Here is a 20,017-nt window from a genome sequence, read left to right on the forward strand (position 1 = left end):
AGTTCTTTTGACGAAGAACTAAGAACGATCAATGATTGGAAAACAGATGTGCTGGGAAACTAAACTATGGGGAACATCAAAAACATCAAGCCATCGCGGCTTGTTCTGTAAGGAAATGATTTATCATATCCGCCTTATCGGTGCGTCAGGCAAAGGTTCTTCAAAATGCAACAGTTGAACAAAATATCAATTTTGGAAACTATTGCACTGGTACGCGATAGCGTACATACAATCTGTGATGTTTGCCGCAATACAAACTTATCGGTTAACGAGGCAGCCCAATTTTGCTGCCGAAGTTATACCTTCCTATAATCATTATGCAAAACAACGCTAGTATTCATTTCTGCTGTAGCACATTCAAAAACCACGGCAGCGGGTATTTTCGAAAGCTGCAAACGATTGCGGCGCTTTTTCTTTTGTGTATCATTGCACCCATTACGCCGCAGCTTTTTGCACAAAATAATCCGGACATCAATGATTCTGAACTGGGGGCATACTATGATGCGCAGCTCAGTTTACCGAAAAATCAGGTAGTAAAGGCGCGTGTTATCGAAATCGTCTATGATGACACTGCAGAAAGCAGACCGGACATGCCAATTGAAGCAGACTTCCGGTATCAGCACCTTAAAATCGAAATCTTAACCGGTAAGCATAAGGGTGAAGTGTATACTGTCCGAAACACTATTGAGCTTGCAATCCCATACCGGCTGATTTTTAAGCTGCATGAAAAGATGATTTTGCAGTTGGATGAGGATGAGACCGGAAAGATCATCAACTTAAAAATTTATGAGCGGGCACGAGATACAAAGGTATACATTCTGATTGCTCTGTTTGCAGCGGCGCTCATCATTGTTGGGAGAAAGAACGGCATTAAGGCGCTCATTACCCTCGGTATAACCGTGGGACTCATTTTTGGGATTTTTTTACCGTGTATTATACGGGGTATGAATCCTATTCTCCTCGCACTAGCAGTATGCAGCGCAGCGGCGGTACTGACTCTGCTCATCATCAGTGGTAATAACAAAAAGACCTATACAGCAATAATCGGTACTATCGGAGGCGTTATTGTTGCGGGGATTTTTGCCTTTATTGCCGGTAAAATATTGATGCTAACCGGACTGGGGAGTGAAGATGCTCAAATGCTCGCCTTTATTCCGCAGCACCGCCGGATTGACTATCAAGGTCTGCTGTTTGCCGGAATTATGATCGGTGCGCTCGGCGCGGTAATGGATGTTGCTATGTCTATTTCTTCAGCCATGTGGGAAATTGTTTCGGTTAGTCCGCATGTTTCCAAAAAACAGCTGATGCAGTCCGGTATGAATATCGGCAGGGATATTATTGGATCGATGTCGAATACGCTGATTTTAGCCTACGTCAGTACTTCGATACCGGTGCTGCTGATCTTCCTGCTTTTCTCTAATGGTTTTACCGAAATTGTCAACCTAGAGCTGCTTGCCTCAGAAGTGCTCCGTGCCGTCGCAGGGAGCATTGGGCTTATATGCACGATCCCGCTAACGGTTTACTGTGTCGGGCAATTATACCATCCGAAAGCATAAATTTTTCGCTAAAAAACACGAGATTCTTTGCAAAAAAAACAGCGGCATAGAAGGTAATACTCAATGCGCAGAGCAAGGCAAACGGAATACAAAACGAATCGCCGAACTGTGTCAGCCAAAGTTTTCCGCTGTCGCTAAAGGGCAAGAGAATAAAGCCTATAATAAGAAGAACGCCCGCAGTCAGCCACGGCAGTAGAGTTGCCTCTTTTTCCTGAGCCGCAGCAATGGACTGATGCGGGCGCTTGTGCTGATATACGGCAGCCATCGTCGCCTGCAGCAGGCGGTTACCGGTATCAAACGGGCGTTCTAAAACTTCTCGCTGTAGTACTTCCGCTGCCTGCATCTTTGCGATGATGTTACGGCATCTTTCACACCGTGCTAAATGGAATTTTACGCCGAGTGGAAGACTACTATCCCGATTATACAGAAAATAGTGATCCAAGAAGGTTTCGCAGTTCATATTTTTCCTTCAAAATACTGCTTACTTACCGGTAAAAATCTTTTTCAGCAACCCTAACAAGCCTTTTTTGGGCTGTTCCGGCGGATTTTGTACTGGAGCAGGCTGTCCGGCAGGCGCTGTGCGGTTCTTTCGTGCAACTTCTGCACCCTGTGTCCCCTTCTTTTTGGGACGCGGACTCTGGCTTGGTTCTGCACCTTGCGCAGGCACATACTTATCGCCCTTCCGCCGCTTCTTTTCAGGCTGTCCTTGCCGTGCTTTACTCCGTGCTGCGGCTGCTCCTGTTTTTGCTTTTTGACCGGCTGCTGCCTTGCCTGTATGCTCGGCGGCTGTCTTACCGGCGGATGCTGCTGTACCGGCGGTCTCGGTTTGCCCCTGTGCGGTAAGATTTTTACCATATTGGTTTTTATAGTACGCCATCCGCTCTTCAAAGCTTAAACCGCCCAGAACATCAGCTGATTTTCTACTATTCCGTTCCGGCAGCCGCGTCTTTTTTGTCTCCGGCTTAGAATCCGCACGGCGGGGAGGCTTTGCTGTTTTTCCGGCGCGGCGGCTTCCGCGTTCATCTTTGCGCGGTCTTTCACTCTGATGCGGCTTATGCCCAAAGCGCCCGTCTGAACGCTCTCCGTCAAAGGAGTCGCGGTCAAGTTTGATATATCGATCAGCGCTTTCGTCTTTTTGCAAGTCTTCTTCACCGGGAATAACCACAGGTATCTTTGCTTCTATGTATTTTTCTATATCGGGAAGATTATACACATCTTGTTCCGAACAGAGGCTGTACGCAGAGCCAGTTTTACCTGCCCGTGCGGTTCTGCCGATCCGGTGTACGTAATTTTCTGCCTCGTTGGGGAGGTCATAATTGATTACCATCGAGAGATCGTTTATATCGATTCCCCGTGCAGCTACATCGGTTGCAACTAAACAGCGCACACTGCCAGCCTTAAAGGATTCGATAATCTGAAGGCGCTTCGGCTGCGGAAGGTCTCCAATAAGAAATTCAGCGGCATACCCGTTGATACGCAGCCGTTTGGCAACAATCTCCGTTGTTTTTTTGGTGTTACAAAAAATAATGGTGTTTTCCGGTTTTTCCGACGCAAGAATACCCAGCAGCAACGGCATTTTTTGATCAGCTGCTACATGAAAGAGCTTTTGACTTATTTCATCAACCGTTACGCTATCAGCATCAATAGTAATTTCCTTTGCATCAACCGTGTATTCCCACGCGAGGTTCTTTACCCATGTGCTCAATGTGGCACTGAATAGCATTGTTTGCCGGTCTTCTGCTTTAGGAATTGCTGAAAGAAGGCTCCGTAAGTCGGGATAAAAGCCCATATCAAACATACGGTCGGCTTCATCTACCACCAAAAAGCCGATGGTACTCAAATTCATAATTTTCCGTTCGAGCAGGTCAATAATCCGTCCGGGTGTTCCAATCAACAGATCAACCCCGTTTTTCAAGGCATCTTCTTGATTTTGATACCCAACACCGCCGTAAAAACTCGCTGTCCGTATTCCGGTATATTTACCGAGCTTACATGCTTCTTCTTCAACCTGTACGGCAAGTTCCCGAGTCGGAACAAGAATTAAGGCAGGGCTGCGGTTCTCTTGGGCAGCCGACATCATACGCTGCATAAGCGTCACTAAATACGCGGCGGTTTTTCCCGTACCGGTTTGCGACTGTACATACAGATCCGAACCGTCCATTCCCGCGGCGATTACCTGTTCTTGCACCGGAGTACACTCAATATACCCGGCTTCTTCGAGCCCTTGTAAAAGGCGAGAATCAAGATTACAATTAGAGAAATTCATTGCGCGCTAGTATATCACACTAAGGCGCGAGTGAATAGGCTTTTATCACCGTAACTCGGTGCATTATGACTGGATTTTGAGTGCTCTTAGATAGTCCTTTGTAGCTGCTGGGATACGCCTGCTTTCTATCGCTTTTTGGATGGTTTTATTGTGAGTAAACGGGGCGAGTTTCCGGTCTATAATATATGGAATAGCTGCGTCATATTGTTTTATCAATGCAAAACTGAAATACCATGCAATCATCATATTGACGTAATATTCTTCTGAATGAACACCGGCAACCAATTCAAGTGCAGCAGGAGTAAATTGTGAATCAAGATAGTTAGAAAGCAGCAGCCCGATAGCATAACGCACCGTATAGGTGTGAGACGAACGAATCCACTCCAGTATTTTTTGATACATTTTATCGGGATATTTTTTAAAGAGCGGCGGTGCAAAAGAATCGCAGGTAGCCCAATTATCAATAAAAGGTAAAAAGCGTTCTGTTTCTGCCAAAGCCGTATCAAAATCCTTGATATTTTCTATCAAAAAGGCATGAAGATTATTTTCTTCAAAATACTGATGAGGAAGCGCTCCCAAAAATGCTGTAACAAGATCAGGTTCTGTTTTAAAAAGCGTTTTAGCAAATTGCTTGAGTACTGGTGTTCTGATTCCAATCATCGTTTTTTCATCAACAGTTGGAATGAGCTTCTTGTTAAAGTCCTTGTAAGCGCTATCCTGCATGGCAAAAAGCCGTGCTTGCAGTGAATCGAGCGGGGTTTGCATGTATGAGCCTCTTTATGATTTCCGCGGGGTTATTTTGATATAGCGGATTAAGTCCTCTTCCATATCGTAAACTTGGAATGAGTATTCGCCGATATGCACTTCGCAGCCGACAGTCGGTTCTTTTCCGATAGCTTTCAAGTAATTGAACAGATAACCGGCAACGGTGTGTCCATAGCTTTCATCAAAGTCGGCATCAAGCCGTTTATTGACTTCCTTCATACTGATACCGCCGTTTACAATATAGTCTCCGCCGGTTTCATGGTTGTGTACTTCAGGATCGTTAAAATACTTGCGGACAGCAAAGAGGATGGCAATAGAGATGACTCCGAGGAGTGCACCGGTCATACTGCTGTGATCAATGATGAGCGCCCGCGCAATAGTATACAACAGCACTTCGATTGCACTGCCTGGTGTATGCTTGGCGAGCATCTTGACAAACTCAATCCCGATAACAAGTTCAAATACCATTGATAAAAACTGTGAAAAAGAGGGAATGGCAGCTCCGGTGAAAGTACCGATAATCATCGTCTTTAATTCTGAAAGAACACGGATGCTGAGTATCAGAATACCGACAATAACTACCAGTGCTAAGAGGATCTCTGTATAACTTGCTAAGAGTCCTAAATACCGTCTGAGGTTTTGCTTATTAAATTGTGCCCGTAGTTGCTTCATAGTGCTGTATTATACATAAAAGCACATAAAAAGGAATACAACTGCTTATATTCCTTTTCAAAAGGAGATACCGGACGTAATGAAGTTCCCCGCTTTGACTTAAATGGAAGAACCTTGAACGTGTACAATTCTGATGGTATACTGATACAGTGAGCCTCTAAAAGCTATACCTGAGTTTTTGGAGATGCTAATGATAGGTATATTAGACTGATTCGATAATTGCGTTTTCGAACAGATCGACGAGTTTAAAATTACACAAATAGTGCGATTTAGAACATCACAGTTCAAGGTGACCAATTCAGAAGCAGAAGTTTCTGAACAGGTTTACTCTCCCGCTCTTATCGAAAAACGGAGGTTTTGGTATGAAACATCTACGATATTATGTATATTGTTGCATATTGTGCATCAGTGTGATGTCATGTACCAGTACACCGACTATCGACGCGCTTTACTTTCCCATTACCGTATTAGCCGGTGTTGCCGATTTAACCGTTTCAACGGATGGAGAAATGCAACCGGATGCTTATGAAAAAGCAGACACCTTTGCAAAAAATGCGAGAACGCTGAATAAGGATTGGACTCTTGATAAAACAGAGCCGCATCCTCAAAAAGAATCTCCGTCCGAATACGATTATCTTTCAAACATCCAGTTACAACCGCGGAAGAATAGTGCTGAAACGGTGAATCAGCAAAAAAATGATATGAAGCCTGTTTCTTCGATACGATTACAAAAAGGAGACTCATTTTCTATGCCGATACCGGTACACAAAAAAGTAACAGTTGTTGTTGAAAATAAGGATAGTAATGAACTAAGGTTTATGTGTACCGGTAAACAGTTCGTCTTGCAGCAGGGAGAAATGGTGATGCTGCATTTTCGGTAAACGATAACAGCCGCGTGTCATCACGGTAGCTGCAAAGACTACCAAGCTCGCAGCGTTTAATGAAATGGTAAAGTGTGCTATACTGCTATGGGATGGATAGATAAGGAGCATTCTATGAATGATATAATGATGCGGCAATACAATATGCTTTCAAAGGAGCTGCAGCAGGAAGTGCAGCATTACATTGAATATTTATTTGTAAAAATGAAAAAAACGAATAGACAACATATTGTAACAATACCTCAGCAAGAAAAAAATAGAGCTTATGATGCCCTGATACAGCATGCTGGTTGTCTACCGCCGGACATTGATTATAAACAAGAAGCTATAGAATTTGTGGTTACGAAATATGAAAGTCTTACTTGATACAAATATTTTGGTTGATTTTCTGGCAAAGCGTCCTGTTTTTTTTAATTCGGTAGATTGCATTATTACACGCAATAAAAAAGATTTTTTTGGGTCAAAAATACCCGTGTATACGCCGGATGAATTTTTAGCATAGACCTTTGAGTAGGTTGACTAAAAAAAGCCTGTTCTTCCGCAAAGGAAAAAAACAGGCTTTTTGCATCTCAAAGGCTCTCTAAAAAACGATCAGTTTTCTAGCAATATAAAATCCGGTGCGTGCTAAGCTAAGCTCAACACGCCCTTAAAAAATTACAGGCTGCCTTTTGCCGCTTTAACTGCTTCGGTCAGCATTGGAAGTACCTTGAACAGGTCTCCTGCAATACCGTAGTCGGCTACACCGAAGATCGGCGCATCAGCGTTCTTGTTGACCGCAATGATGTACTCGGAATCCTGCATACCGGCAAGGTGCTGGATTGCTCCGGAAATACCGACTGCTACATAGATGTGCGGATGTACGGTTTTTCCGGTCTGTCCAACCTGATGGTTTGCATCCATCCAGCCGGAGTCAACAACAGCACGGGAAGCTCCGACAACGCCGCCGAGTGCCTGAGCCAAGTCCTCAGCCAGTTTGATACCCGCTTTTGGATCCTTACCGATACCGCGGCCGACGGAAACAACCACATTTGCTCCGATCAAGTCTACGATGTTCTTTGCGGTTTTCTTGATTTCGAGGATGTCAACGCTGATATCGGCTTTGGAAAGCTCAACAACCGGTTTTTCAACTACGGTCTTTGCCGCTTTTGTCGAATCAAAATCCTGCTTTTTCATAACGCCGGGACGCACGGTTGCAATCTGCGGGCGGAAGCGGGGACACACAATCGTTGCCATCAAGTGACCGCCGAAAGCCGGACGGGTCATTTTCAAGTTGGTGTTTACCTTAAACGGGGTTTTTTCGACATCCATCGTCGAGCTGGTGCGGAGGAATTCCTTGTATTTTTCCGTATCGACATCGAGGTGGGTAGTATCGGCGGTCAATCCGGTATGGAGCCGTGCGGCACAGCGGGGACCTAAGTCGCGTCCGATGGTTGTTGCACCGATTAAGAATACTTCCGGTTTTTTATCCTGTACCAATGCGGTAAGAACCTTGGTATATCCGTCGGTGGTATAATCAGCTAAAAGATCATGTTCACAGTAGTACACCTTGTCGGCACCGTAACCGCCGAGATTCTTTAATGCATCTTCCTTGATACCTTTTCCAAGGACAACACCGCAGAGTTCACCGTTTAATTCATCAGCGAGTTTCCGTCCTTCGCTCAATAATTCAAACGAAGTATTCAGGATTTCTCCATTGCGCTGTTCACAAAATACCCATACGCCTTTGAAGGCTGCTGTGTCTTTGCTATCGTAAGCCATTTGTACATTCTCCTCCTTCATTAAATGATATGTTTTTCTGCCAGCATACCGACGAGTTTTTCACAAGCGGCTTTATCAGCGCCTTCCATCATAGTTCCGGCACCTTTCTGCGGCGGGGTAAAGGATTTGTATACGTTTGTCGGAGAACCTTCCAAACCGATCGTATCTTTATCGATAAGCGGATCATCCTTTAAGGTTTCGTAATTGTATACTTCATACGGCTTTGAGTAGCACTCCATAATACCGCTGACGCTCATATACCGCGGCTGGTTCAGCTCTTTAATACAGGTGATAAGACAGGGAGTTTTTACTTTGAGCATCATGTAGCCGTCTTCGAGCATACGTTTTACTATCAGCGCATTGCCTTCTTTTTTAATATCAGCTGCATAGGTGATCTGAGGCAGTTCGAGTTTTTCAGCGATCTGCGGACCTACCTGTGCGGTATCTCCGTCGATTGCCTGACGACCGCAGAATACAACATCTTCAGGTCCAACACCGACGCGGCGGACTGCTGCTGCCAAAATCTGGCTGGTGGCGTATGTATCGCTTCCGCCGAACTCACGGCTGGAAACCAGTACTGCCTTGTCAACGCCGCGCGCCAACAACTCACGGAGCATACTCTCGGCAGGAGGCGGTCCCATGGAGATAGCAACAACTTCACAGCCGGTTTGATCTTTCAGCTGCAAAGCAGCTTCAATAGCGTTTAAGTCATCAGGGTTGGTGATTGTCATCATCGATGCACGGTCAAGCTGCCCATTTTCTTTGACGGCAACTTTTCCGGATGTATCGGGAACTTGTTTTACACAAACAATTGCTTTCATCTGTTCTTGTCCTCCTTAATTTACACCCAAGTTTGCAGCAATAACCATGCGCTGTACTTCGCTCGTACCTTCGTAAATTTCCGTAATCTTTGCATCGCGCATCATCCGTTCAATCGGGTAGTCACGGGTATAGCCGTATCCGCCGAAGAGCTGTAAACAGCGGCGTGTTACATCGCTTGCAACCTCAGCTGCAACCAGCTTTGCCATTGCCGCTTCTGTAGAATACCGGATGTTTGGGTTTTCATTTGCTTCTTGTTTTTTGCAGGCTGCTGCATAGACAAGGTACTGCGCTCCCTTAATGCGGGCTGCCATGTCTGCAAGCTGGAACTGGGTGTTCTGCTGCTGGCTGATGCGCTTACCGAACTGTACGCGCTCTTTTGTATATTTGATCGTCTCTTCAAGGGCGCCTTCTGCGATACCGAGAGCCTGTGCTGCGATACCGATACGACCGCCGTCGAGGGTTGTCATCGCGATGATAAAGCCTCTGCCCTTCACGCCAAGGAGATTTTCCTTGGGAACGATACAGTCTTCAAAAATCAATTCGCAGGTTGAAGAACCGCGGATACCCATCTTTTTTTCATGCTTACCGACTGAGAAGCCGGGGAAGCCGCGTTCAACGATAAAAGCGCTAATCTCTTTTACAGAGCGTCCTTTTTTGTCTTGTACAACACCGGTTACCGCAATAACGATAAACACGTCGGCATATCCCGCATTAGTGATAAATATCTTGCTGCCGTTTAAAACCCAGTGGTCGCCATCGAGGACTGCGGTGGTCTGCTGCCCCTGTGCGTCGGTACCGGCACCGGGTTCTGTTAAACCGAATGCACCGATCTTCTTACCTGAGGCAAGATCCGGAACATACTTCATTTTTTGTGCTTCCGTTCCGAAGTGCATAATCGGATCAATACAAAGTGAAGTATGGGCAGAAACAATGACACCGGTGGTTCCGCATACCTTGCTCATTTCTTCAACGCACATGGCATAGGTTAAAACATCTGCCCCCTGTCCTCCGTACTGCTTCGGCACAGGAATGCCTAAAAAGCCTAGCTTTGCCATCTTTTTGACATTCTCTTCAGGAAATTTTTCCTCTTCGTCGACTTCGGCAGCGATCGGTTTTACTTCGTTTTGCGCAAAGTCGCGAAACAGTTGCTGCGCCATGAGCTGTTCTCTGCTCAACGTAAAATCCATGTTAGAATCTCCTTCATCTATTGATTTTATGAAAAATCTCTACCCTATATAGAGTGTTTTCTGCTAAACGTGCCACAAGTAGTATATACCATAATTTACAGTTTCTCAAGCAAATAATCGCAGAATTTTTATAGATTCTCGATAATTTTATCGTATCGAAAAAAGAGCCATGCCTTTTAAAAGCTTTGAATATTCTGTGCTTCCGTGGTTATGTAAAAAACAACCGGCAAGTATTTTGAGAATACTGGCTTTTATATCTGCAATGCAGGCTCCTGCTTGGTAATACTGCGGATAGTGCTAAAGGCGGAAAGCGGACCAATGGCTGCAATAGCCGAAAAGGTTATGGCTCCGCACATAAGCGTCCACACTATCGGCGGATTGAGAAAAGGCATCTGGAGACCGGCTATAATCGCTTGATTAAATAACAGAACAACTACACATCCCATAATGGTACCGATACCGGCACCGGCTGAGCTGATCAATAATGCTTCCGATGAGGCAAGCTGTGCAAGTTTTTTCTTGGTGCCGCCGATAACTCTGAGCATCCCAAACTCTTGCTTTCGTTCATGGAAGATTGACGAAAACGACACAGCCAGTACGATAAACGACAAGAGCCACAGAAGGGCAAGCAGCACATAAATATATACATTCAAGTTTGTAATGCTTGCTGAAATATTTGTCATCATCCGTTTTGAGATGAGCGGATAGATTTGTTCCCCCTCAAACGCTGCAAGAATACTCTTTGCAACCGTCCGCGCGTCGGCATTCGGCTTGATCCTCACCATAACACTGGAAATAAGGTCTTCATCCTGCGCAACCGGATGTTCCATAATCCGCTCATATTCTTTTTTTTGCAAGCCGCTTTGCGTTTTCGATGGTCATAAACACGGAATTATCAAACCCCATCCCGGTTTTTGACAATCTGCCTGCAATAGTAAAGGGCTGATTAAAAAATTTCACCTCAGAATGTGTGTTGCCGACAATATTGCTTCCGACTACAATCTGATTATTTGTAAGCGGCAGCTTTACCTGTTTTTGCAGCCACGGTTTAATGGTAAAGTCGCTATCAAAGTCAATACCGATTACTTGCAGCGGAAACGAACAGCAGCCGGCAGACAGGGTGGCAACAAACAGCTGCGGAGAAGCAAGCTCAACGCCTTCAATCTTTTTCAGCCTATCTACCACCTCCGGCTTAAAATAAAAGCTGTTCGGCTCTCCCCGCAGCAGGGCGCTTTCGATTTTTGAATCATAGCCTTGCGGCACCACAATGATGTCTGCGCCCAGCCGGTTTGCCAGCGACTGCATACCGCCGTTTAAGCTTTTAACTAAAAAGCTCCCGCAAAAAAGACTGAATGCCAGTACGGAGGTCAGTATGATCAAGCTTGCTGTTCTAAAGGGTTTTCGCTGAAGATTCATTTTGGCAAGCTCGATAACCGTCAATTTTTGAATGGGTTGTATAGCAGACATTATCAGTTTGCCGCCTTTGCCTGCTTGAGTGCAATATCTGCTGCATTTTGGAATAGCTCATGCGAAACGGTAGCTCCGGCAACAGCATCTACCATACCAAGCTGCTGTGTTTGTATCAATTTTTGACCGTACTGAGCAGCTCCTGCAAGTGCGGCTTGGGCAATTTTATATAAGCCGGCATTTTTAATCACCCCATCCGTTTTACCGTAATCTTCACCCTTGAGCTTACCGTCTTTGTCATAGGATAAAAATTCACAAGCAGTAATTTTACCGTCTGTAATGGTAATCGTTATCTCCGCATTCCCGCCCCAGTCATCTTTAATATCGGTAAATGCATGGAATGTACCGTCTTTGTAGTGTAGTGCCGGTTCAGCTTTTACAGCTGCTTGTTTCTGCGGTTTTGCAGCAGCAGCTTCTTTTTTACTGCATCCTACAACACAAAATGCTGCAAGACCCAATACAACCGTGAATATACGCAAGGTTATTTTTTTCATTCTTCACTCCTATAAAAATTCAATAAAAAAGTTTCAACTTTTTGTTTGATATTTCTAAAAACTACACCTGAGTTTTTAAAAACTACGCCGTATTATAGCACGTGTGCCCGAAAATTTCAATGTTCTGTGATAATGAGGCAAGGGGTTAAGCGAATTATCTCGTTAGGTTCATCATGCGCAGTAATTTTTCCGTTTTCTCATCATCAGGGTACCCGTATATCTGCATACTCCCCGTATTGGTGAAAGAAATTTCTATTTCGTTTGCGGTTACGAGGTGAGCTTTTGAATATCGGGCTGTAAAAAAATCATAGCATTGATTAGAAGAACCGATAAGCCCCAGTTCCGTGCTCCGTAAAGATTCAATATACGGACCGCTGATCAATACATCAATACATGGGAAAATGGGGGCATAACCTTTATCAATTAACTGTTGTTTTTCGTAGCCGCTATATACGATCAGACTGAGCTTTTCGTCAGCAAGTATCTTGCACAAGTGAAATAGCTCAGTATATTGATCGAAAGGTTCTCCTCCTAGTATAGTAATACCTTCAATAAAAGCTCTTTGTTTGAGAATATGCGCTGCAAGTGCATCTATCGGAATTTCTTTATTCGGTGTAAAATCCCAAAGGTGTTTGTTCCAGCATCCCGGACATCTGATTGAGCATCCTTGTGTCCAGATAACCGACCTGCAGCCGGGCCCGTATATAAAACTATATTCTTCGATATGGGCGATATTCATTTAATAGGTATTCCGCCGCAATATCAATTTTATTTTATTATTCACTTTCCGTTCTTGAACGCTATACCCTTCAGCTTGAGCTTTCTGAATGATAAGCTGCTTTTGCTTTTCAATGTAGGCGAGCCGTTCCTTTTCAATTCGTTTTTTTTCTTCTTCCAAACGAATCCGTTCTTGTTCAGCAAGGGCCGCTTGTCGGAGCCTTTCCAGTTCGGCACATTTTTCGGCATATATGCGGTTGTACTCTTTTTCAACTGCCTGCAAAAACGAACTAACTGTTTTATAATCTTTTACATTAAGATTTCTCCATGGGGTATCTTCATGTATAAATTGATACCGATTATTTTTATACTCGAATTTTTGATTGCCATAGTAATCGATACGGTTCGTTGTAATGGTATTTCCTGAAACAGTATATGAGCATCCTACACAGTCCAGAGCTTTCAGCAATAACTCTTTGTCGATAAATGGGGTAATTGTTTTTACGATTGCGCTCATAGTTTTTTGTTTTTTATCCTCTCATCTACGGTTTGTGTTTGCGTATTATAAAATTCATCGGTTTTATTTATTGATTGCATTTCTCCTAATTCACCGAGCAATTTTTGCAGCTCATCAAGACACATGGAACCTTTTAATCCTTCGGTTTCAGCTTTAATTTTACCGTTTTCATCAATCTCGATACTGATTGTTTGTTCAGCCATTATGGACACTCCTGTGCGCAAAGCTGCGCGTTAAATCGTTTACACTCTTCTATTCCGGTTTGATATTCTTCCCAAAAAGCAATTTCCAGATATGTTGCCCCTTTACCTTCATAAAGTATACCTGCTTTCGGTAATGGTTCTAAGCTATCCGGGATAGCAAAAAACGATTCTTTTGCATTGCGCTTGTGAGATTTTTGATTAAAAACAGTCAACGATGATTCATTTTCTGCGGTGTTTTTATTATCCTGCCCGATATGGGCTTTCTCTTTTTGCTTTTGCTCAATCTCACATTCAAATTTTTCGATACTGGAGCGGATGCTTTTTTCATCGTTTTCTGATTTTGTTTTTAAAATACTGCATTCTTTTTCTTTCCGTTTAATTTCCTGCTTAATCTTTTCGCAGTTCTTTTTTAACGATTCGATACGTTCCCGAATGAGTACTCTTTTATCCGGTTGCGGTGTTTTATCTGCATCTATTGTATCTGTTTTGGTGTTTTTTTCAACTTCACTCGATTGTTTTTCAACACTACCGGGCGTGTATGCAAGAGCTTGCTTTGCGCTCTTTTTAGCCGTTGTTTTTTTGCTCTTTTCCATCAACAACCTCCTTTCCCGCTTCCTCTGCTGCGGCTTTCATTTCTTTTTCCAATCCCGCTAATTCTTGTTGGAGTGCATGAATTTCATCTTCTTTTTCCCGTAATTTATTTTGTAGAGTTTTTTGCAAATTATCAAATTCTTTTTCTTTTATTGACTTTTTATGTTCCAAATCGGCAATAGTATCATCTATGGCTGCTTTTTTTATTTCATTATCAATATCTTTTTTATCTGAAGAAATATTTTGCCTTATTTCATTTACGGTATTTATAATATTTTTTCTTTCAATTTTCTCAAGAGTAGACAGTTGTTTTGTTTCCAGCTCATTCAGTTTAGTTTTATATTGTGTAAATTTTTGATTCTTACCTAGAAAGAATCTTTTTAATCGTTCTGTGATATTCCGTGTGCCTGCTTCGTCAATATTTTGTTTGAGCATATCACAGAAAGCCTTATAGCTTTGTTCAATAGCTTCCCACTCATCATAAAGCCGAGCTTTTTTTGCTCCGTTCGGTAAGAAAAAAGGTTGTACCTCCCACGAATACCGTATACTGCAAGATACGCCATCGTCTTGAAACTGAGGTTCTTGATTTTCAAATACATGCCTTTCGAACAATTGAGTACAAGAGACAGCGGCAAGTTCAATATCCGATTGTGCTTTAAGATGCACTGCTTTTTTTGTATCGGAAGTAAAGTAAATAGTACATCCTGCATATTCGCTTCTTTTTCCTGTATGCAAGTAACGATATGCAGGATTATCAATACAAGAGCGGATGTTTTGAATAAGCATAGCTTTTTGCGTATCATTCAGCTCCAAAGCAAAAATACTATCCGCTTCTGAAATATACGGTTTCGGAACAAGAAAGCTCTTACCGTTTTCTGTTAATAAAAATTGGGCAAAAATATTTTTAAGTGCATAGAGCTCATTTTTGTTCTTGGTAATTTCTGCTAAGGTTTGTTCATCAATATTTCCAAATTGAATAAGTATGGTTGAATTTGTAGCGGTTGTATAATCAATGAGTGATCCCTTACGCAGTTCCGGTATCATTACAAGCGCCTGTTCAAAAGGTATAGTACATTCTTTTTTTACATAATCTTTGCAGCAAAAGTCATTTATATTCGGTAAAAAATCAAGCGGGGATGCCTCAACAGAGGTTGCTGAATTAAAGTCATCAATAATTTCGTGCGATGCCTTGTTCCAAAAAGCATTGCAGAAAAAACGGAAAAGCGTTTTGGTTTGATCGGCATCAAGCGTAAGCATGATATTGCTGCTTGCAAAACTGCTTTCCAAGAACGGAGCGGTAAACAAGTAACCGGCAGAATCCTGCATCCCCGCATTTATCAGTATAAAAGAACCGATGCTTTTTACTCCATAACGTAACAGGCAGCACCCTGCTAGGTTTTTTAGTGTAAGCGGCTTGTCATTAGAAAGAATATAGATGCGGTTATTTTTACTTGCCTTATAAAGCGCTTTTATTAATTCGGAATCATCTATCTGTTCTGACTGTATACAAATAACACTATTTGTACTGTTACTTACCGCTTCTATCAGTATAGTATGGTAATCAGCCGTTTGTTGTGAAGAATGAGTATTGTTTTCCAGCCAAAACCGCTCGATCCGCTTATCTGAATAGTCGATTGTTTTTGATTTTCGAATGCTTTGTATTTTTTCCATTTACGATTCCTTTTTAGCTCTTTTGTTTAGTAATAGAATTTATTCGTGCGGAGAGTTAATGCTCTCTGCCGCGCCGAGGTTGTTAATTTCAGGATTTAAATCATCGGCAGCAAACAGATGCCAAAATGCTTTGCTCTTTTTATGTTTATTGTTTTCTGTTAGGAGCATCTGTTTAAATGTGTCAGCCGTAAGTTCTTGTAATGCTTCTTTTTGATTCATAAAACCGTCTTTATTATTTACCTCATTGAGCAGTATATCCCAATCATGCTGATTGTAAAATTTCTCATCAAGATAATACAGTAAGAGCCAATTACGCCAATGAACAGCATTGTCTTCATCAATAGGGATAAGCGGTATATCCGTAAATTCAACCTCACCGATAGTAGGTATTTCTTTCCGTATGGATTTTCTGAACTGTAATTTTTCATCATTCTGCGTTAAATCATTAAACGTTATTTTTAATTTTTCCAACTCGCTATCCCAATCAGAAAATATTGTCAGAATGTCTTTTTTCAAATCTATCGGCGAATTGATACGATTTTTCATAACGGCTTTACCGTCTATTGTTCCGCTGAAAACGTAATAAGAACTCTCTAAATCTTGCCAGTACCATTCAAGCGTAAGCTGACTCTCCCTTTCATCAATGGTGCCGTAACACTCATCCGGCTTTGTCTTTAATGTTATCTCTTGTATATGAATATCTTGTGCAACCGATAAGTAATAATTTTCCGTGGGAAAACGAAACGGTAATGGAGCTATGTGCTGACTTATTTTTTCGAAAGGAGGTCTTTCCGGTGCAAGTCTTTTAAAATGCAGTATTTTTGTTTTTAAAAGCGTATCCTTATTCGTAAACCAAATCTTATATTTTCCTTCTTCTCTAACAGGCAATTTTCCTGTCTCTTTTACTTTTAAGCCCTTTATTGATGGCTCTCCGTTTACTTTCAGAAGACCGATAGTTTTTAAGTATTCTTTTACTCTTTTATTGATAAGATCATCATCAAATTCTTTACCATTCAAAAAATCTTGAATATCTTTCCGTTCTTTTTCTTTTTCAAAAATAAAATACCCTTCAGCGGATAGTATTTTTAAGATTCTTTTAATTTTTGCTTTCATATCATTCGCTCCGTATTATGCGCTAATTGCCGTAAATCATCCGACTGCTGCTGTTTTGAAAAATAATTGTAATCACCGATGATAACAAGCTGAAATTTTGCCCGTGTAACCGCGACATTCAGACGGTTCGGATTATCCATAAAACCGATGCGCTTTGTTTGTACCATAGATAAAAAAACAATATCAGCTTCATGCCCTTGAAATTTATCCACAGAGTAGAGCTTTATCTGTATCTTTTGCCCGTTTCTTTCAAGGTTGAAATGTGCGTATGCTTGTTCTTTTCCCGTTACTTTTTGTAATCTTTCCCGTATTTTACTTTCTTGTCCTCTATAAAAGGTAAGACAAGCGGCTGTCCAGGGTTTTCCTTCCGGCTGCTCATGGTTACTTGCATACTGTATAAATGCTTTTAATTCGGAAATAAGCCTATCGGCTTCCTCATAGTTGTAGTTTCTAACCGTCTTCCCCGAAACATCAATCCAGATGCTGCGGTTGCCGTACTGCGTGTATGTCCATTCCCGCAAGGAAGCGATATGTTCCGGCTCATCCAAATCTTTGAGAGCATTTTCTTTTTTATAAAATTGTTCGCGGGGAAATATTGAAATTTCCGGATGCATTCTATGTTGATACTGCAAAACAGTACGGCGGGCAGTACGTTCCCGTTCATTAAATCCTTCCGATAATGTTGTTTTCATTTCTTCAGAGGAATATTTTGGCTTGAACCGTTTTGGAACACCTTTTATTAAACTTTCCAAAATAGAAGGAAAAGCAATAAGCGCAACGGTATTTATTCTATTTTGTATTTCTTCGGAATTAAGAGAAACCGGAAGCAGCGCTTCAATTGTTTTGCGGTAATCCTGTGTTTTTGCGTCTGCAATCAACCGCAGTTGGTGTTCCCGATCAATACGCCATGCGATTTCTTCCGCCCACGACCGTTCACGTAATTCTTGATTTATATATTCGGTTATTTCAAAACTGCTGCTGAATTCCCGCCCGCGTGATCTGAATTTAAAATCATTTCCCTTCTGCTGCCAACTGTTATGAATAAAGGCATGTTCGCTCTCCCTCCAAGGATCAAAGCGGAGTACGGCATGTGTTTCCGGTAACTGAGATAGCGCGTGCTTTAGCAGTCCTTGGTCAATGATGATAATGTCACTCGCAGCAAGTAAGAGCGGTGAGGCGGTTGTTATGCTAACCTCATCTTCACTATCCGTACCGTAGACTGCGATACGTTTATCATTTACCGCATTATTGTCTTGCGCTTGAATTTCTTTTATAAATACCGGCAACAAGTTTTTTTCAACCGGTATAATATATTTATTTTTTGCGTATTTCGAAATTTCCTTTAATTTAAATAAATAAAATGCTGCTTTTTGATACAAGATAAACGGTTCGCTCTTATTGTGCCGACTGGGATTGTTTATTGGTATTTCAATATTTTCGATATTGGCAACAATTTGTTCGCGATCGGTAAAAGGAGAAAGCTGCATAACATCCCCAACCAATACCCATTTTTTTGCGTACAATGCCGGGACTAAAAATTCTTGAAAAGTCGTTTTGCTGCTTTCATCTATAATGAGGTAATCGAATAATGGAACAATCGGCTCTTCCTTTCGGTTTCTATTTTTAAACTGCGGATGTTGTAAAATACCGATGGTAGTGCCGCATACCAAATTGGCACTTTCAAGGAGCAACTCCTGCGATATGCCGTGACTTTCAATCAGTCTATCAATTTGAAATTCTTTGACATCTTCGTTAATTCGGTTTTCATCTCCGATACGCACGGGAAGAATAGTGAGCTGCTGCAATAAAGACGGTGTAGTACCATGCTGCTCGTGCAGCCGTTCAAGCACGTTATCAATCGCAACATGAGTTGAGCCGCAGAGGAGTATCCGTTTTTTTGCTGCAATTAACTGGCAGATCAACTCCAAAATAACGGTTGTTTTACCTGAACCGGGTGGACCTTCAAGAATAACAAAATCAGGAGTTGCAAGCGCTTGTTGGACAAAGTTCCGCTGTGCGGTAACGCCGCTTCTCTTTTCATCAAAAAGCGTATACCATTTTTTATTTGAACCACCGGCGCTATCAACAACACCAAATGTAGACGCTTCCCATTGCACTTTTTCCCTTTTTTCAAAGAGCTTTATTATATTGCGGTGCGCTCCTATCGGCATTTGCCGAAGCATCCTAATTGCTTCTAATTGCTTACGCAGCTGATAGGTATTAACTTTGACTTGTAATATATCTCCTTCAGGAAAACAATACAGAGAATCTTTTCCTTTTAAGATAATCTTATATTCGCTTTCAACCGCAGCTGCTATTTTGTATTCTTTTCCATTCGATTGGACATAAACCTCATCATCAAAAAAATATTTTAACGGTGAAAAACCCGGAATATCATCATCGGTTTCTTCAAGTTCTTGCAACTGTATCCAAAAAGCATTTTTATCATCTTTTTGTATAGGCGCTATTGTAAATAAAACATGATCACACACAACCTCTTTACCAATCCATTGTTCATCTTCAATAGTAAATTGCATATTTTCATGCGGTTCGCCTGTAAATACCGACCCATCCGTAAAATATATAGCATCCGTATGTAATAGGGAGAGTAATTTCGGCGTATGTTTACTTCGGTCTTGCGGCTTTCCTGAGTATACGATGAATCGTTCCGCATCTTCACGTATCACCGTCAGTGTATCGGGAACGGCGGTTGTGTGCTGTAATGTAAAATTCAGCATTCGTCCCTGATAACTCAGCTCAGAATGATCTAATAATCCTGTAACAGTAATGCTATTTTCTTGAATATCTTTTATTCTATATGCGTTTCCATTTTGAGTAAGCGTTTCGCCTATTTGTACTGCCGCCCATGCAGGTTCAAGTCCAATATCTTCACCTGCCCAACTAACCTTATCAAACTTTGTATGTGAAAACGGTAATGTAACGATGTCTTCCGAAAGAAAATTACTTTGTGTGATAGCATATTTTTCTTTTTTCCCATCAACGATGTAAATAAGCGGTTCATCAAAATCTTTTTGAGCAATACCTTTCATATAATAATGACCGATCTCGCGATTGGTAATTTCTATTATGCTTTGTTTAGCTATTTCATAGATTGCACCGTTAATGCGTAACTCAATCCTATTTTTTTGAACAACCTTTTTCCATCTTGCCTTTATATCTTCTTTTTTCTCAAGTGTTTTAATTGATGTATTAAGATAGTCTTCAAAAGGACTGAGTGCATTACGTGCCGTATGCATAATAGCGGTTGAGACAGTGTAATTGGTTTCAAAGTCAAGTTGTTTATCTTTCGGCAGATGTAAAAAATAGTGAAGCATAC

General features: G+C 41.9%; 19 protein-coding genes and 1 pseudogene. 4 read left to right on the forward strand and 16 right to left on the reverse strand.

Features of this window, described 5'->3' with window-relative positions:
• Positions 1 to 317: 317 nt before the first annotated feature.
• On the forward strand, positions 318 to 1,556 hold the full coding sequence (locus ACTTJ8_RS03680) for a YibE/F family protein (protein ID WP_442720339.1): 1,239 nt from the start codon (positions 318 to 320) through the stop codon (positions 1,554 to 1,556).
• On the opposite strand, the gene ACTTJ8_RS03685 is transcribed toward ACTTJ8_RS03680, so the two are convergent.
• From ACTTJ8_RS03685 to ACTTJ8_RS03700, 4 genes are all read right to left on the reverse strand, one after another.
• The gene (locus ACTTJ8_RS03685; protein ID WP_442720340.1) at positions 1,495 to 2,016 is read right to left on the reverse strand and encodes a hypothetical protein; all 522 of its coding nucleotides are present in this window, start codon (positions 2,014 to 2,016) and stop codon (positions 1,495 to 1,497) included. The two genes, ACTTJ8_RS03680 and ACTTJ8_RS03685, sit on opposite strands and share 62 nt — an antisense overlap.
• A gap of 21 nt (positions 2,017 to 2,037) precedes the next feature.
• Positions 2,038 to 3,822, reverse strand: a complete 1,785-nt coding sequence (locus ACTTJ8_RS03690; protein WP_442720341.1) for a DEAD/DEAH box helicase — start codon at positions 3,820 to 3,822, stop codon at positions 2,038 to 2,040.
• A 63-nt stretch (positions 3,823 to 3,885) separates the two neighbouring features.
• Positions 3,886 to 4,587 (reverse strand): DNA alkylation repair protein, encoded by a 702-nt coding sequence (locus tag ACTTJ8_RS03695; RefSeq protein ID WP_442720342.1) that lies wholly within the window; start codon positions 4,585 to 4,587, stop codon positions 3,886 to 3,888.
• Between the two features lie 12 nt (positions 4,588 to 4,599).
• Positions 4,600 to 5,259: a transporter associated domain-containing protein gene (locus ACTTJ8_RS03700; protein WP_442720343.1), complete on the reverse strand. Its 660-nt coding sequence runs from the start codon at positions 5,257 to 5,259 to the stop codon at positions 4,600 to 4,602.
• A 362-nt stretch (positions 5,260 to 5,621) separates the two neighbouring features.
• Here ACTTJ8_RS03700 and ACTTJ8_RS03705 point away from each other — a divergent pair, with 362 nt between their 5' ends.
• From ACTTJ8_RS03705 to ACTTJ8_RS03715, 3 genes are all read left to right on the forward strand, one after another.
• On the forward strand, positions 5,622 to 6,140 hold the full coding sequence (locus tag ACTTJ8_RS03705; RefSeq protein ID WP_442720344.1) for a hypothetical protein: 519 nt from the start codon (positions 5,622 to 5,624) through the stop codon (positions 6,138 to 6,140).
• Positions 6,141 to 6,254: 114 nt separating this feature from the next.
• Positions 6,255 to 6,506, forward strand: coding sequence for a hypothetical protein (locus ACTTJ8_RS03710; protein WP_442715170.1), 252 nt, complete (start codon positions 6,255 to 6,257; stop codon positions 6,504 to 6,506).
• Complete coding sequence (locus ACTTJ8_RS03715) at positions 6,490 to 6,642, forward strand: hypothetical protein (RefSeq protein ID WP_442720345.1); 153 nt, start codon at positions 6,490 to 6,492, stop codon at positions 6,640 to 6,642. The genes ACTTJ8_RS03710 and ACTTJ8_RS03715 overlap by 17 nt, the downstream gene beginning before the upstream one ends.
• 152 nt (positions 6,643 to 6,794) lie before the next feature.
• Here the strand turns inward: ACTTJ8_RS03715 and acrA are convergent, their stop codons facing one another.
• The 12 genes and pseudogenes from acrA to ACTTJ8_RS03775 form a co-directional block, all read right to left on the reverse strand.
• Complete coding sequence (gene acrA / locus ACTTJ8_RS03720; RefSeq protein ID WP_442720346.1) at positions 6,795 to 7,898, reverse strand: acryloyl-CoA reductase electron transfer subunit beta; 1,104 nt, start codon at positions 7,896 to 7,898, stop codon at positions 6,795 to 6,797.
• Between the two features lie 20 nt (positions 7,899 to 7,918).
• Complete coding sequence (gene acrB / locus ACTTJ8_RS03725; RefSeq protein WP_442720347.1) at positions 7,919 to 8,719, reverse strand: acryloyl-CoA reductase electron transfer subunit gamma; 801 nt, start codon at positions 8,717 to 8,719, stop codon at positions 7,919 to 7,921.
• A gap of 15 nt (positions 8,720 to 8,734) precedes the next feature.
• On the reverse strand, positions 8,735 to 9,907 hold the full coding sequence (locus ACTTJ8_RS03730; RefSeq protein ID WP_442715166.1) for an acyl-CoA dehydrogenase: 1,173 nt from the start codon (positions 9,905 to 9,907) through the stop codon (positions 8,735 to 8,737).
• 251 nt (positions 9,908 to 10,158) lie between these two features.
• Positions 10,159 to 11,374 (reverse strand): annotated as a pseudogene (locus ACTTJ8_RS03735) (ABC transporter permease).
• 2 nt (positions 11,375 to 11,376) lie between these two features.
• Positions 11,377 to 11,868 (reverse strand): FMN-binding protein, encoded by a 492-nt coding sequence (locus ACTTJ8_RS03740; RefSeq protein WP_442720348.1) that lies wholly within the window; start codon positions 11,866 to 11,868, stop codon positions 11,377 to 11,379.
• A gap of 154 nt (positions 11,869 to 12,022) precedes the next feature.
• Positions 12,023 to 12,607: a 4Fe-4S single cluster domain-containing protein gene (locus ACTTJ8_RS03745; RefSeq protein WP_442720349.1), complete on the reverse strand. Its 585-nt coding sequence runs from the start codon at positions 12,605 to 12,607 to the stop codon at positions 12,023 to 12,025.
• Complete coding sequence (locus tag ACTTJ8_RS03750) at positions 12,608 to 13,102, reverse strand: hypothetical protein (protein ID WP_442720350.1); 495 nt, start codon at positions 13,100 to 13,102, stop codon at positions 12,608 to 12,610.
• Positions 13,099 to 13,305, reverse strand: coding sequence for a DUF2997 domain-containing protein (locus ACTTJ8_RS03755; RefSeq protein ID WP_442720351.1), 207 nt, complete (start codon positions 13,303 to 13,305; stop codon positions 13,099 to 13,101). The genes ACTTJ8_RS03750 and ACTTJ8_RS03755 overlap by 4 nt, the downstream gene beginning before the upstream one ends.
• Entirely contained in the window at positions 13,305 to 13,898 is a 594-nt protein-coding gene (locus ACTTJ8_RS03760; protein WP_442720352.1) for a hypothetical protein, read from the reverse strand. Before ACTTJ8_RS03760 ends, ACTTJ8_RS03755 begins: the two co-directional genes overlap by 1 nt.
• Positions 13,870 to 15,567, reverse strand: a complete 1,698-nt coding sequence (locus ACTTJ8_RS03765) for a hypothetical protein (RefSeq protein WP_442720353.1) — start codon at positions 15,565 to 15,567, stop codon at positions 13,870 to 13,872. The genes ACTTJ8_RS03760 and ACTTJ8_RS03765 overlap by 29 nt, the downstream gene beginning before the upstream one ends.
• 39 nt (positions 15,568 to 15,606) lie before the next feature.
• A complete protein-coding gene (locus tag ACTTJ8_RS03770) occupies positions 15,607 to 16,680 on the reverse strand; it encodes a hypothetical protein (protein ID WP_442720354.1) in 1,074 nt (357 codons plus the stop codon).
• Positions 16,677 to 20,015 (reverse strand): AAA domain-containing protein, encoded by a 3,339-nt coding sequence (locus ACTTJ8_RS03775; RefSeq protein WP_442720355.1) that lies wholly within the window; start codon positions 20,013 to 20,015, stop codon positions 16,677 to 16,679. The genes ACTTJ8_RS03770 and ACTTJ8_RS03775 overlap by 4 nt, the downstream gene beginning before the upstream one ends.
• Positions 20,016 to 20,017 lie beyond the last annotated feature (2 nt).

Origin of the sequence: Treponema sp. (assembly GCF_052169735.1) — a bacterium.
GTDB lineage: Bacteria > Spirochaetota > Spirochaetia > Treponematales > Treponemataceae > Treponema.

Bases quoted from the DNA above. Each gene is read 5' to 3' on its own strand.
- ACTTJ8_RS03680 (WP_442720339.1), top strand. From the start codon at position 318: ATGCAAAACAACGCTAGTATTCATTTCTGCTGTAGCACATTCAAAAAC.
- ACTTJ8_RS03685 (WP_442720340.1), bottom strand. From the start codon at position 2,016: ATGAACTGCGAAACCTTCTTGGATCACTATTTTCTGTATAATCGGGAT.
- ACTTJ8_RS03690 (WP_442720341.1), bottom strand. From the start codon at position 3,822: ATGAATTTCTCTAATTGTAATCTTGATTCTCGCCTTTTACAAGGGCTC.
- ACTTJ8_RS03695 (WP_442720342.1), bottom strand. From the start codon at position 4,587: ATGCAAACCCCGCTCGATTCACTGCAAGCACGGCTTTTTGCCATGCAG.
- ACTTJ8_RS03700 (WP_442720343.1), bottom strand. From the start codon at position 5,259: ATGAAGCAACTACGGGCACAATTTAATAAGCAAAACCTCAGACGGTAT.
- ACTTJ8_RS03705 (WP_442720344.1), top strand. From the start codon at position 5,622: ATGAAACATCTACGATATTATGTATATTGTTGCATATTGTGCATCAGT.
- ACTTJ8_RS03710 (WP_442715170.1), top strand. From the start codon at position 6,255: ATGAATGATATAATGATGCGGCAATACAATATGCTTTCAAAGGAGCTG.
- ACTTJ8_RS03715 (WP_442720345.1), top strand. From the start codon at position 6,490: ATGAAAGTCTTACTTGATACAAATATTTTGGTTGATTTTCTGGCAAAG.
- acrA (WP_442720346.1), bottom strand. From the start codon at position 7,898: ATGGCTTACGATAGCAAAGACACAGCAGCCTTCAAAGGCGTATGGGTA.
- acrB (WP_442720347.1), bottom strand. From the start codon at position 8,719: ATGAAAGCAATTGTTTGTGTAAAACAAGTTCCCGATACATCCGGAAAA.
- ACTTJ8_RS03730 (WP_442715166.1), bottom strand. From the start codon at position 9,907: ATGGATTTTACGTTGAGCAGAGAACAGCTCATGGCGCAGCAACTGTTT.
- ACTTJ8_RS03740 (WP_442720348.1), bottom strand. From the start codon at position 11,868: ATGAAAAAAATAACCTTGCGTATATTCACGGTTGTATTGGGTCTTGCA.
- ACTTJ8_RS03745 (WP_442720349.1), bottom strand. From the start codon at position 12,607: ATGAATATCGCCCATATCGAAGAATATAGTTTTATATACGGGCCCGGC.
- ACTTJ8_RS03750 (WP_442720350.1), bottom strand. From the start codon at position 13,102: ATGAGCGCAATCGTAAAAACAATTACCCCATTTATCGACAAAGAGTTA.
- ACTTJ8_RS03755 (WP_442720351.1), bottom strand. From the start codon at position 13,305: ATGGCTGAACAAACAATCAGTATCGAGATTGATGAAAACGGTAAAATT.
- ACTTJ8_RS03760 (WP_442720352.1), bottom strand. From the start codon at position 13,898: ATGGAAAAGAGCAAAAAAACAACGGCTAAAAAGAGCGCAAAGCAAGCT.
- ACTTJ8_RS03765 (WP_442720353.1), bottom strand. From the start codon at position 15,567: ATGGAAAAAATACAAAGCATTCGAAAATCAAAAACAATCGACTATTCA.
- ACTTJ8_RS03770 (WP_442720354.1), bottom strand. From the start codon at position 16,680: ATGAAAGCAAAAATTAAAAGAATCTTAAAAATACTATCCGCTGAAGGG.
- ACTTJ8_RS03775 (WP_442720355.1), bottom strand. From the start codon at position 20,015: ATGCTTCACTATTTTTTACATCTGCCGAAAGATAAACAACTTGACTTT.